Genomic DNA, 13,415 nt, shown 5'->3' with positions numbered 1-13,415 from the left:
TGAAAAAACACAATCATACAAATTCGGCGAGAATTACTTCTTTCATGTTATTGGAACATTATCTTGTAAAAGTCTATTGGTTTATGCTATCATCAACGTGCTTTAACGTTTTTCATATAAGGATAACCGTTTCAAGGAGGAGATCGAAGATGAGAAAGAAAGACCTCGCCCGAAAGATCACCGGCTGGATCACGCTCGGCATCTTTGCCGTACAGCCCTCACTGACCTTTGCTGCCGAGATCCTCCCGGACACCTCCGCCCCCATCGAACAGCAGCCGCAGGTTCTTGAGGCGGCAAACGGCGTTCCGCTTGTCCGGATCACAGAGCCCTCTGCGGGCGGCGTCTCCATGAACCTCTACGACTTTTTTAACGTGCCCGAACGCGGCGCGATCCTGAACAACAGCGATCATCTCTCCAATACGGAGCTTGCGGGCTACGTTCAGGGAAACCCGAACCTGATGAACGGCACGGCACAGATTATCGTCAATGAAGTTACAAGCACGAACCCGTCCGAACTGCACGGATTTTTGGAGGTCGCAGGAGACAGGGCCGGCATCGTCATCGCCAATCCGAACGGGATTTTGGCGGACGGTGCCGGCTTTTTGAATACGGCAAGAGTCACCCTCACAACCGGACGCACAGAGATGGATCCTGCGTGAAATCTCACGGCACTGCGCGTGGAGGACGGCAACATCCGCATCACCGGGAACGGTCTGGACACAAAAGGCATGGATACCGCCGAGCTCTACGCACGGGCGATTGAGATCAACGCGGGGCTCTGGGCGGAGCACGCAAAGATTGTCACAGGTGCGAACACCATCGGCTATACGGACGGAGAAATCTCGCCCATCCCTGCGGACAGCAACACGCCCTCCTATGCCCTCGACCTTTCGGCAATCGGCGGCATGTATGCCAACCGCATCGTACTCATCGGAACGGAAAAGGGGCTTGGCGTCAACCTCGCAGGACAGATCACCGGCACACAGGCAGTCTCTCTTGATGTCAACGGCAACCTGAAGACCTCCGGCAACCTCTATACGGACGAAACGGCATCCATTCGTGCCGAACATGCAGAAAACAGCGGTACCGTCTACGGCAGCCGTGGGGTTACGGTTTCCGCCCGTGCACTCCGTAACGACGGCAAAATCATCAGCGGCACGAATGCCGTGCTCCGTGCAGACCGCATTTCCGGCAGCGGAACATTCGGGAGCGGAATCTCCCCTGCCGGTACAGCGAATGCAGACGGTTCGTTGACACTCGATGCAAAAGAAATCATCCAGACCAATGCAAATATCCTCAGCGGAAAAGACATCTCCCTTACGGCAGACAACATTCACACGGAAAACACGACCATCGCAGGGAATGGGGATATTGTCGTTGCCTCGAAAGGACATCTGGGCATTGAAAAATCCGTCCTGCAGAGCGGAAAGAATCTCTCCGTCCGTGCGGAAACAATGCCGCTCACGGGAAATCTGTTCAGCGGTAAAGATATGACCCTTACCCTTCGGGGCGATCTTGACAACACCTCTGCAGCGGACTCCTTCGGCAATCTCCATGCCGGCGGGAACCTCACGGCAGATGTTGGGGGCGATGTACGCAACCAAAAGAAAATCGAGGCGAACGGAACCCTCCGCCTGACTGCCCGCGGAAATCTGTCCCAAATAAAACCGGGCGAAATCAACGGACAGAACCTGCATCTCGTTACGGCAGACCTCTCCAATCAGGGACTCCTGCAGGCGGATGCGTGTGCCGACATCACGGCTGCGCATTTGAAAAACAATGCGACCGGTGGAATCTACGCCGACCGGCTCTCGATTCATGCAAAGAGCATTACAAACGAAAAAAACGCGGCTCTTGAGGCGCGTCTTGCAGCGGAACTTACGGTATTAAAGGAAAAAGCGGCACTTCTCGAAGACGCCCACCTTGCAGACGTGACAAAATTCACCACATGGAGCGAAGTAAATGCCTACAAGGAAAAGATACAGGAAGCGGAAGCGGCATACGATGCACAGCAGACGATCGTAGATACCATCAAGGCAGAACTTGACGCGCTCCCCTCCGGGACCATCGCCGCACGCGAACATCTTTCCCTCACGGCAGACACCATCCGGAACACGGGGAACGCGTTCCTTTACGCCGGTAAGGATATGGAACTCTCCGCCGCAGAGGGGCTTCTGAACCGCGGGGCACGCATGGAGGCGCAGGGAAACATCACCATTACGGCGCCCGTGACCAAAAACGAGAACGCCGCCTTTTCGACAAAGCGCATCATCACGGAGACAAGGAACAATCCCGTAAAGCTGCGTATTGACGATAAGGGGCATATCGAGCGGGGGAAGGCATTTCCCGCCGTGGAGTTCAGCAAGATTGACAACGGATACGGCGCATACCACAGCTATGCCGCGCGGATGGAAATTTTGGAACCTGCGGAGTACAGACCCCTCGAACAGATCTCGGCGGAGGAAGAGGCGGCAGGACAGCAGCGCATTCCGGAGGATCTCATCGGTACCCTCATGCCGACCTATGCGTACGACGACCCCATTTTTGAGCGCTTCGACATCACCTCCATGCCCACAGACCGCCCCGCAGCGGACGATCCCGCACGCGCCGCATGGGACGCAGAATACCGGACCATTCTCGCACAGCTCAACGACAAGATCACCATATACAATGCACAGGCGGAGGAACACAACAAGAAAGTCGGCACTGCCGCAGGACAGAAGATCAACCGTTTCAGCGTCATCCGCAGCGATTCGCTCATCTCCAAGGAGCACGTCACCTCCTCCCTCCCCGGCAGGATTCTGGCAGGTGGTAATATTCTCCTGAACAGTGCTGTAGAGAATGATGACAGCAATATCGTCGCGGGAGGCACCCTGCACGCGCGCGGAGCCGTCCGGGCAGATGCCGCGAAACAGCAGGAGTTTGCCGTAACCTTCGGAACAGAGCAGAGCAGTCGCACGGAGCGAAGGAGCCGGCTCCACAAAGGAAAAATACGCAAGTACGGCGGCATCGGCTTCATGACCCCCGAAATTGCAAAGAGCAACCCATCCCCCATCGGCATTCAGACCTATGCGGGCGGCAGCGCCGTGCCCGTTGACCGGACAGATATCACGAACACGCAGAGGGCGCAGATACAAAACGCCCTCTCCCCCTTCGGGCTCGCGCCCTCGCGGGAAACCGTAAGCAATGCACAGCCGCAGAACCTCCCAAATGCCCCCTCTCGGGAGAACATCGACCGTACACAGCAGCCCCTCTCCCCCGTACGGGAAACACAAAACACGGAGGACAGGCAGAGCGAACCGCTCTTTGTCAGTTCCCTCTACCGCGTGTCCCCCGAACCGACTGCACATTACCTCATCGAGACCGACCCCGCCTTTACGAACAAGAGGAACTTCCTCTCCTCGGACTATATGTACCGACAGATGAAGTGGGATCCGGACAAGATCCCCAAACGCATCGGTGACGGATTCTACGAGCAGCAGCTTCTCGTAGACCAAATCCTAAAACAAACAGGCAAACGCCACCTCGAAGGCTATACCGACGACGAAACCGCATTCCGGGCACTTATGGATGCGGGGATTACGTATGCAAAAGAGATGAACATCACTCCCGACATTTCCCTCTCCAAAGAACAGGTCGCATCCCTCACCTCGGATATGATCTGGCTCGAAGAGCGCGATGTCTATGTAAACGGCAAAAAGGAACGCGCCGTCTATCCTGTTCTCTACACCAAAAACACGAACGGTCTGAGGCTCACGGCGGGCGGCAGTCTCATCTCGGCAAAGAATATTGCCATCGAGACCAAGGACGCACTCAAGAATGCGGGCACGCTCTACGGCGAGAATGTCCTCGCACAGGCGGGAGATATTGAAAACACGGGACTGATCCGTGCGAAAAACATCGGACTGAAATCCGATCATGACATAAACATACAGGGTTCTGTCATCGGTGACAAAAAAGTTCTCCTTGAGGCAAAGGACAATGTCACGGCGAAAAGCACGACAGAGAAGCTCGCCCATCAGGATGTCCTGAATACGACCACCGGGATCGCCGTCAAGGGTGATGAGGGCGTTCTTGTTGTGAGTGCAGGGAAGAATGCGGCACTTGCAGGAGCGACGCTTGCGGCACTCGGCAAAAGCGGCAGTATCCTTCTCTCTCCCGGTGAAAACATCTCGCTGGATACCAAGAAACTCCAAAGCGATAAGGATATGACGGCAGATGCCGCAAACTATCTTCGTACAAAGCGCGGTACGGAACTCGCTGCAGAGATTCGTACGGACGGCAACATCTCCGTCACCGCAGGACATAACCTGAACATGAGAGCGGCAGAGGTGTCAAGCAAAAATGGTACAACCTCCCTCTCTGCCGGAAACGATATATCCCTCACGGCAGGACGAGAGGCATCCGAAGATCACTACGGCATTCGGTACAAAGAAAGCGGACTACTCTCCTCCAAAACCACGACCATTCGTATTGATACGGAGTCAGATACCGCACACACGACGAATATCACGGGGCAGAATGTCAACATCGCGGCAAAACGTGACGCGGTCTTCGAGGCGGCAAATATTGCTGCAGATAACGATGTAAACATTGCTGCCGGACGGAACGTCTCTGTCACATCGGCAGAGAACTATTCGCATACGGAAAACTACGAAGATGTCAGGAAGTCCGGCATCTTCGGTTCCGGCGGGCTCGGCTTCACCATCGGAACACAGCAGACAAAGACCACGCGTGACAGCGACGCCCTCACCCAGCAGGGCACGAATATCTCCGCACTTGGCGGCAGTGTCTCCATCTCCGCAGGAGAGACCGCACATATCTCATCCGGCAATATCCTCGCAGACAAAGATGCGACCGTCACAGCGAAGGAGACACATCTCGACGGCAAGGATAGCATCTATCGCGAGAGCATCACACAGGAGAGCAGGACGACGGGACTTACCGTCAGCCTCGGTCACGGACTCCTCGATCTCGGACAGTCGCTCTATGCACCGATCAGCCGCATCGGCGAGGTACAGGACGACCGACTCAAAGCTGCCTACGCCTACCAAACGGGGCGCATGATTCACGATGCGTTCAAGAAAAATCCCCTCACGGGTCAGACCTTCTCCCTCGATGTCAGCTTCGGGACAAGCAAATCCTACAGCCATATGGAGAGCACAACCCACGAATACGCGGGAAGCCGTATCGCATCGGGTGGAAATACAAACGTCACTGCGGGTGAGCGTGACCTGACCGTCAAGGGCTCGACAATTGAGGGCAAGGATATGTCCCTCACCGCCAAGGGGAACGTGCGCCTTGAAGCGGGTGAAAATACAAGCATCACCACAACAGAGAACAAATTCAGCTCTGCAAGCATCGGTGCATCCTTTACCCCGCAGGGGCTGTCGAATATCAGTGTCAGCGCGAACAAAGGCAACGGAAACAGTAAGGAATCTGTTACCGCCTATTCCCCTACCCTCGTCTCTGCCGCGAACAACCTTAGCCTCACCTCTGGCAAGGATATGGACATCATCGGGAGCAGGGCACAGGGAGATAGGATCACCGCAAAGGTCGGCGGGAATCTGAACATCGAAACCTTGCAGGAGAAGGAAACCTATGAGGAGCAAAATTCTTCTACCGGCTTTGGCTTCTCGTGGGGCGTAAAGGCAAAGGACAAACAGACCTCAACCAAATCCACGGGTCAGACACAAAATCCTCCAACCACAAACGCAGCGAACAGCACGCCAAAGCCCAACGGCACGCAAGTCACCTCTCCCACCAGGAGAAAATTCTTCGACCCCACCATTGGTGGATCTCGGAACAAGGGAACGGTCGACTCCCACTACCGCAGTGCACGCGATCAGGCAGGATTCTTCGCAGGGAGCGGCGGCTTTGACATCTACGCCCGAGAGAATACCGATCTAAAGGGCGGCATTATCGCGAGCAACGCGCCTTCGGACAAGAACCATCTTTCCACAGGGACGTTCTCCTTTAGCGACCTCAAAAACGAGGCGGACTACAGCGCAAAGAGCACCGGATCCGCCTACCACAAATACGGCAATTATGACAACATGTCAGAGGACGAGCAGAACAAAGTCTTCAATACCATCGGACTTGCGCCGGTTCTCCCCATGCCCGTTGTCGGAAGTGCCGACAGCACCACAAAAGCTGCCGTTGCACCAGCGGCCATCGACATCCGTGAGAATCCGACACAGGACATATCTGCCCTCAGCAGAGATACTGTGAATGCACTCAATGAGCTGGGGCGCATCTTTGACAAACAAACGATGGAAGAACGGCAGGAACTTGCCGCCGTATTTGGCGAAGAGGCATTCCGTCTCCTGCATAACATGAAGGACGACGGCAGTGTAGGCAAGATTGCCGCGCACGCAGCTGTTGCCGGCATCCTGAGCCAAATCACAGGCGCCGGCTTTGCTTCGGGTGCCGCCGGCGCGGGACTCAACGAAGCACTCATCAACAACCTAAAGGGACTAGACCCCGGCACAGCGCAGCTCATCAGTGCCATCATCGGCGCAGCTGCAGCGAAGGCAATCGGCGGTAATGCACAAGCCGGGGCGTCTGCTGCGGCAAGCGGGACGAAGTGGAATTACTTTTTAATGGAGCATCCAGATTTTCACGGAGTTGGAGCGCTTGCCCAACATATACTCAAAAGGGAGGATGGAAAAGAACTTTCCTCTGAAGAAATATTACAGCTCATTCAAGGTATGAACAGTATCTTCTCTGAGGAAGAACCCGAGCGTGCAAATGCTCAAAACAGACAATCTGAAAATGTTAAAAACTATCCAAAAGCCATCAGCTACCTCACCCATTTAGGCATTACCAAAAATAGTGCAATTCAATTCTTCAAGGAATATAACAATTTGTTGCGAAAACAGGATTGGAATATTTGGGAAATGCCTCCAACCTCTATTAATGTCACAGTAGACAAAAACACTGGAAAAACCATAGATATACAACATCAGCCATCTCTGCGTCAATATACGGCGCCAATACAAGCCTATCCTCCTGCTGTGTTTACTGGGGAAAATCTTGTTTTACCCAATATACCTAAACAGAGTAAGGAGAATGATAAAGGCTTTGATGTCTTGAAATCAACCGCTACTAATATTTTATCTGATGCGGCAAACAGACTTCCTGAAGCTATAAAAAATGAAGGATATTATAAAGGCTTTCTGTCTGGATACATTAAAGCTGGTGGTGCTGTTAGTGGAACACTTACTCTTATGGATATGAAACAAGATTGGAATACATATAATGGTGGAAAGTTGGTGTTTGCATTAGGAACAGACATATTACCGTTGTATTTTGCTGTAAAAGGTGTGGAATTTGGCGCTACGATGGGCTCTGAGGCTGGATTATCTGTGCTTACTGGGGCATGGGGAGGTATTGGAGGTGCTATATTAGGTGATTTTGTTAAACATGGGTTAAGATATCACATTCTTCAAGAGAAGTAAAAATGGTTTTTCGGCACATGTTACGGAGTATTTCAGGTGTGCACCCCATGTACCCCCCCTTGTTACGCAAGCGGTCGCACACTTTGCGCCGCTTGCTTCACTGGGGTTTGCTTTGCAGTATCACACGTTTGCTCCACAACTTCATCATTCCGTAGCACTTATCATAGACTCAAACTGGCTCTACTCCCGAAGTAGTGGAAATGGTATAATCGTCTAGGGTGATGACAAATGGTCGAGAATTTTGACAAGATGCTCGCAGGATCACTGCGTCTAGAGGATCCATGGTATATCATAGACGCAGAATTTAACGAGGAAGAGCCGGCAATCCATATACATGTGGGCGTAGACAAGACGGCTGCGCTGTGCTGTCCTGTCTGCGGCGCGCCGACCAAACGGTACGGTTACGAGCCGAAGGAACGTATCTGGCGTCATGCGGACTGCCTGTTTTATCCCTGTTATGTCCACTGCAAGCGTCCCCGTGTTCTCTGCGACAAATGCGGCGCCGTGCAGGTCAATGCGCCGTTTGAGCGCAAGAACAGTCGCTTTACCCTGCTGTTCGAAGGCTACGCCATGCTACTCCTGCAAGACGTTCCTCGTGCCAGATCCTCCCGTCTGCTTCACTGTGACGAAAAGTCGCTCGCCGCTATCCTCACGTATTGGGTGCATGACGCGGTAAATCGTATGGGTCTTTCCGATATCTGCTCCATCGCCATGGATGAGACATCCTTTCGTCGTGGGCACAAATACGTCACCGTCGCCGTCGACGCAGTAAGGCGCCGTGTCTTCGATGTCGAACCCGGTCGCGACAAAACGGCGGTCAAAAACGTGGGCGAAAAACTGGAGAGGAACAGCGGCAACACGAAGAGTGTCAATTCTGTCACCAGCGATATGTCTGCAAGCTATCTGTCCGCCGTCCGAGAAGTGTTTCCGAACGCCAAACAGACCATCGACAAATTTCACGTCAAACAGGTGCTACTCAAAGCCTTGGATACGGTGCGTAAGGATGAGCAAAAAGAGTCCGGTCGGAAAAATTTTCATACGCGCCTGACGAACGCGATTTGCGAAGGAATCAACGCGATGATTCAAGCGGCGAAGCGCAAGGCAAGAGGTTTTCATACCTTTGAAGGCTATGCCGCAATGATCTACTTGGTTGCAGGAAAGTTGAAATTAGCTACACCCGTTCCGTTCTGAAAATAGCTTTTCCACTAGTTTTGGAGTAGAGCCGGAATACTTCAAGACCATGATCTATTTGGTATGCGGAAAATTGGATCTTGATGTCGTCGTTGCCCAACCGTAACGGCATCATTGCTTCCTTTACCCACACGAAATAGCGATTAACCTCTATTGTAATGGGAGAATAAAATGGATTTCTTTTGGAGACAAATTCATATACAAAACATATGGTTTTGGGTGTATACATTTTGTGCTGTTAATCTTATTGGCATAACAATATGGACATACTTAAAAAGACGAACTATGTGGTCCTCCATTCTTAGACGTGCATTTCTAAAATTTTCTTTTCTAGGATTTTTCCCTTTTTTAACTTTGGGATGGATTGCAATGTTGACCTCCTATCATATTGACATATTTGCAGTAATCTTACTATATTTTATAGGATTTACGTCTATTTTACATCGTCAATATGCACTTACATTCTTACAAGAAATCTCAAAGCTTCCGGAATACCCTAATCAAAAAAAACAATTAGAGTTCATGCAGGAACTCACGAAACATACTGTTTATTATTATTTAGTTACAGGATATTTTTTTTCTATGGGAACGGTCCTTTTATATTTTATTTTAATTGGATAGAGTTTATACCCTCACGGGGCAGACCTTCTCCCTCGATGTCAGCTTCGGGACAAGCAAATCCTACAGCCATATGGAGAGCACAACCCACGAATACGCGGGAAGCCGTATCGCATCGGGTGGAAATACAAACGTCACTGCGGGTGAGCATGACCTGACCGTCAAGGGCTCGACAATTGAGGGCAAGGATATGTCCCTCACCGCCAAGGAAAACGTGCGCCTTGAAGCGGGTGAGAATACAAGCATCACCACAACGGAGAACAAATTCAGCTCTGCAAGCATCGGTGCATCCTTTACCCCGCAGGGACTCAGCGACATCAGCATCAATGCAAACAAAGCCAACGGCAACAGTAAGGAATCCGTGACCGCCTATTCCCCTGCCCTCGTTGCCGCCGAAAATAATCTCAGCCTCACCTCGGGCAAGGATATGGACATCATCGGGAGCAGGGCACAGGGAGATAGGATCACCGCAAAGATCGGCGGGAATCTGAACATCGAAACCTTGCAGGAGAAGGAGAACTTCACAGAGGAGAACAAATCTGCAGGATTCGGAGGCTCTTGGAGCATGAATCCAGTGACGCAACGCCTTTCCAAACCGACCTTTAGCAGGGATTTGAGCAAAGGAACGATTGACTCCCTCTATCGTAGTGCACGCGATCAGGCAGGATTCTTCGCAGGGAGCGGCGGCTTTGACATCTACGTCGAGAAGAATACCGATCTCAAGGGCGGACTCATCGCAAGTGAAGCAAGTTCCGACAAAAACAAACTTTCAACAGGAACATTCTCTTTCAGCGACCTCCATAATGAAGCGGAGTACAGCGCAAAAGACATGGGGTCTTCTGCGCAGATAAAACCGACACTTGTCCAAATAAAAGAAAAGAATCCTGACGGAAGCGAAAACAAGACACTGAAGGTAGTGCAGGCATTGCATCCCACGCCTTCAATTCCCACCGTAGTACAAGGAAGTGCAAACAGCACGACAAAATCTGCTGTCGCACCTGGAATCATCGACATTCGCGAGAATCCCACACAGGACATCTCTTCTCTCAGCAGAGATACTGCGAACGCACTCAACGAACTTGGTCGTATCTTTGACAAGAAGAGCGTCGAGGAACAGAAGGAACTCGTAAATGTCTTCCGTGAAGAAGCATTCCGTCTCCTGCACGATCTTCCTGACGATGGCAGCGAACGTAAAGTTATCCTTCATGCCTTCGTCGGAGGACTCATCAGCCAGTTCGCAGGAGCGGGCTTCGCTTCGGGTGCAGCGGGTGCAGGTCTCAACGAAGCACTGATTAACAACCTAAAGGGGCTTGACCCTACTATTGCCCAGATAGCTAGTGGAGTCCTTGGTGCAGCTGCCGCAAAAATAGTCAATGGAGATGCAACAGCAGGAGCAATTGCAGCCGCAAGTGGGACGAAGTGGAATAGTTTGCTTACAGAAAGTGATTTTGTAAGAGAATGTATTCGGGATGATGATTTAGTAAAGAACCTACCAGAGGGAACGTGTAATCTTATTGCGGTTTCTGGAGGAGATGCAGTTTCTCTCAGTGGAATGGTTATGGTGTTTAATGTTGAAGGCACTCCGGTTTATTCTTCTTATAATATAGAGGGTGGGCTTTCAGCCTTTGTTGGAGCCTATACCATGGGACGGGGATATCTAGAAGACCCACAAGGAAATATTGTTACAGACCCAGAGATATTAAAGGAACAACTAACGGGTTTTTCAATGGGATGGTCTGCAGGTTTTGGTTTAGAACATGGACAATCCACTAACGTCAATGGATATTCCTTTATATACAATGCTATATCCTCTACTCCTACGATAAGTTTATCAGCTGGCTGGGTTTTCTACGAAGGTAATCAGAAGGATTTCTAATCATGAAAAAAACACATATTTTATTTATCATCTGTAGTATAGCAATTGTTGGAGGTGTATTACTTTCAATACATGAGAATTTTGAAAACAAATCTGATAATTGGAATATTTTCATAAAAGTATTCCAATCAATAAATTTTCCTCCACAAGAGGATATTCTTCACTCAGAAATTTTAGATGTCGTCGGTAAGCCATTTCGTATCAAACTTGAGTACACCTCTACGAAATCATTTGATGAGGATTTGGAGTCTTATAAGGATATATTATATAAGCATGGCTTTCAAAGGCACTCGAATGAACGAGGACATTTCTCTACATCAGATGGATTATGCCATTTTTATTTGAGCGAATCGAAAACTGGAACGCATAAAATGATTCTTTCAAATGGAGCTTGGTAAATTTATGAAGATACTCAAATACTTAGGAGTTCTTGTTTTTATATCAGTGTGGGTCTATGGATATTTTTATTACCCTTTACATACAAGTAATACATCTTCAAACAATGATTTACAGCTGATTTATGCTTTACATGATATAAAAGAGATGCAAACACTGGATATCCTCAATATAAAAAGAGAAGAATACATTGGTGGTATGAGAAAGTTTCAGATTTATGCCAAAGGAGATATCGAAAGCGTATTTAATAAACATACTATGGAGCAGGGAGGTTGGCACAATATAGAAACAAACAGAAATAACATTACAGCACATAAAAAAGATTACCGTATAGAAGTAGAAAAAAACACAAATAAATGTATTATTACGATTATCATCGAAGAAGATACACTATAATATATATTATATCCGTAAAGTAGGTGACCTCGCTTGAAAACACTCAAACGCCCCTCCACACTCCTTCTTATCCCCCTCCTCTCCCTTTCAACTATCCCAGCTATCGCCGCTCCTGCACAGCAGGAACAGCTCGATCAGTCACGAGCGCAGGAAGCGGAGCGGCAGGAGCGTCTCGGTGAGGAGCGTGTGGAGACGATTGTTCCCCCTCCCCCGTCTGCTGATCTTCCCGCAGATGAAAGCGTCCGCTTCCACATCTCTCAGATCACGATTGAGAACCAAGTGGAGCGATTCCGCTTCCTCGAACGCATCGCTCGTCCCTATGTGGATAAGGAGCTGTCTCTCAGCGATATCAACAAGCTCATCCATGCGATGAATCAATCTCTTCTGTCTCGTGGCTTCTCCACGAGCCGTATTGTCGTGCCGGAACAGAATCTCTCGTCGGGAGAACTCCGTCTCGTTCTGCAGATCGGCTATATCGGCACCGTTCGTTTTGCCGAGGGCAGTGATGCCCTCTACTGGAAGAATCTCTTTCCCTTCCACGAGGGAGATATCCTCAATGTACGGGATATCGAGCAGGGCATCGAACAGGCAAAGCGCCTTCCCTCACAGGATATCTCCGTTCAGCTCCTCCCCTCAGAGCAGCCGCAGCGGACGGATGTCGTGCTCATGGTAAAACGCGGGAAGAATTTCTACGGTACGATCTCGGTGGATGACTCGGGGCTTGAAGATACGGGAAAGCTCCAATGGTATACATCCATCAGTATGTCTGCGAAAACGGAATTCACACAGTTTCTTGAACGATGTCGAGCTGCCCATTCAAGCAATACACCAGACCTCGATGGAGGTTGGTTTTGCCGAGCGACTCTATCTGCAGCACAATACGCTCTATTTCCGTCTTGCACACCGTTTCGGTCTCGGGTGGATGGGCGCACAAAAAGAAAATCCCCACGCCGATGCGCCCAAGACGCTCTATCGAATGTGGCTGCTCGATGTGGACTTTGTGCATCCGTTTGAGTTCAGTCATCGTCCCGCAACATTTACAACATCCTTTCACGGACAGTATACGATGGATGGGATGCGACTCTACGGCGTGGATATGATCAGCATGGGCAATCGCTATACGGTGCGCGGATTCGACGGTGAGGTGACACTGATGGGGACAAACGGATGGTATCTGCGGAACGAGTTTGCGACACGGTTTCCGAAACAAAAGGCAGAGCTCTATCTCGGTCTTGATGTCGGTGCAGTCTACGGGTACGGAACCGATCTCTATAACGGTCATACGATGATGGGTGCAACCGTCGGACTCCGTGGCTCGATCGATACCGTCTCCTATGATGTCTTTGCGGCGATGCCCATAAGAAAACCCGAGGGATTCCACACATCGGATGTGACGAGTGGATTCTCCCTCGGGGTGAAGTTCTAGGGAATCACTGATAAAACAGCCCCTCAGATTGGCGTAGATTTTTTCGTCTAGG

General features: G+C 50.5%; 6 protein-coding genes and 2 pseudogenes. All 8 read left to right on the top strand.

Annotation, left to right across the window (positions count from 1 at the left end; all coding sequences use genetic code 11):
* Positions 1-149: 149 nt before the first annotated feature.
* The 8 genes and pseudogenes from HMPREF9081_RS14800 (at position 150) to HMPREF9081_RS14450 (ending at position 13,363) form a co-directional block, all read left to right on the top strand.
* The gene (locus tag HMPREF9081_RS14800) at positions 150-659 is read left to right on the top strand and encodes a filamentous hemagglutinin N-terminal domain-containing protein (RefSeq protein ID WP_006306155.1); all 510 of its coding nucleotides are present in this window, start codon (positions 150-152) and stop codon (positions 657-659) included.
* A gap of 18 nt (positions 660-677) precedes the next feature.
* Positions 678-7,460, top strand: coding sequence for a hemagglutinin repeat-containing protein (locus HMPREF9081_RS05900; RefSeq protein ID WP_006306154.1), 6,783 nt, complete (start codon positions 678-680; stop codon positions 7,458-7,460).
* 228 nt (positions 7,461-7,688) lie between these two features.
* The gene (locus HMPREF9081_RS13615) at positions 7,689-8,651 is read left to right on the top strand and encodes an ISL3 family transposase (RefSeq protein ID WP_006306153.1); all 963 of its coding nucleotides are present in this window, start codon (positions 7,689-7,691) and stop codon (positions 8,649-8,651) included.
* Between the two features lie 643 nt (positions 8,652-9,294).
* Positions 9,295-11,145: pseudogene (locus HMPREF9081_RS13610) on the top strand (hemagglutinin repeat-containing protein); the annotation flags it as partial.
* Between the two features lie 2 nt (positions 11,146-11,147).
* Complete coding sequence (locus tag HMPREF9081_RS13835; protein ID WP_154647291.1) at positions 11,148-11,543, top strand: hypothetical protein; 396 nt, start codon at positions 11,148-11,150, stop codon at positions 11,541-11,543.
* Complete coding sequence (locus HMPREF9081_RS05880) at positions 11,530-11,937, top strand: hypothetical protein (protein ID WP_006306150.1); 408 nt, start codon at positions 11,530-11,532, stop codon at positions 11,935-11,937. Before HMPREF9081_RS13835 ends, HMPREF9081_RS05880 begins: the two co-directional genes overlap by 14 nt.
* A gap of 186 nt (positions 11,938-12,123) precedes the next feature.
* Positions 12,124-12,510 (top strand): annotated as a pseudogene (locus HMPREF9081_RS14455) (POTRA domain-containing protein); the annotation flags it as partial.
* A 136-nt stretch (positions 12,511-12,646) separates the two neighbouring features.
* A complete protein-coding gene (locus HMPREF9081_RS14450) occupies positions 12,647-13,363 on the top strand; it encodes a ShlB/FhaC/HecB family hemolysin secretion/activation protein (RefSeq protein WP_425358239.1) in 717 nt (238 codons plus the stop codon).
* Positions 13,364-13,415 lie beyond the last annotated feature (52 nt).

Source organism: Centipeda periodontii DSM 2778 (genome assembly GCF_000213975.1).
GTDB lineage: Bacteria > Bacillota > Negativicutes > Selenomonadales > Selenomonadaceae > Centipeda > Centipeda periodontii.
This window is presented reverse-complemented; position numbering and strand designations above follow the sequence as displayed.

What these genes read in the sequence shown, in the direction of transcription:
- HMPREF9081_RS05880 (WP_006306150.1), top strand. Translation starts at nt 11,530, where the DNA reads ATGGAGCTTGGTAAATTTATGAAGATACTCAAATACTTAGGAGTTCTT.
- HMPREF9081_RS14450 (WP_425358239.1), top strand. Translation starts at nt 12,647, where the DNA reads ATGACTCGGGGCTTGAAGATACGGGAAAGCTCCAATGGTATACATCCA.
- HMPREF9081_RS14800 (WP_006306155.1), top strand. Translation starts at nt 150, where the DNA reads ATGAGAAAGAAAGACCTCGCCCGAAAGATCACCGGCTGGATCACGCTC.
- HMPREF9081_RS13615 (WP_006306153.1), top strand. Translation starts at nt 7,689, where the DNA reads ATGGTCGAGAATTTTGACAAGATGCTCGCAGGATCACTGCGTCTAGAG.
- HMPREF9081_RS13835 (WP_154647291.1), top strand. Translation starts at nt 11,148, where the DNA reads ATGAAAAAAACACATATTTTATTTATCATCTGTAGTATAGCAATTGTT.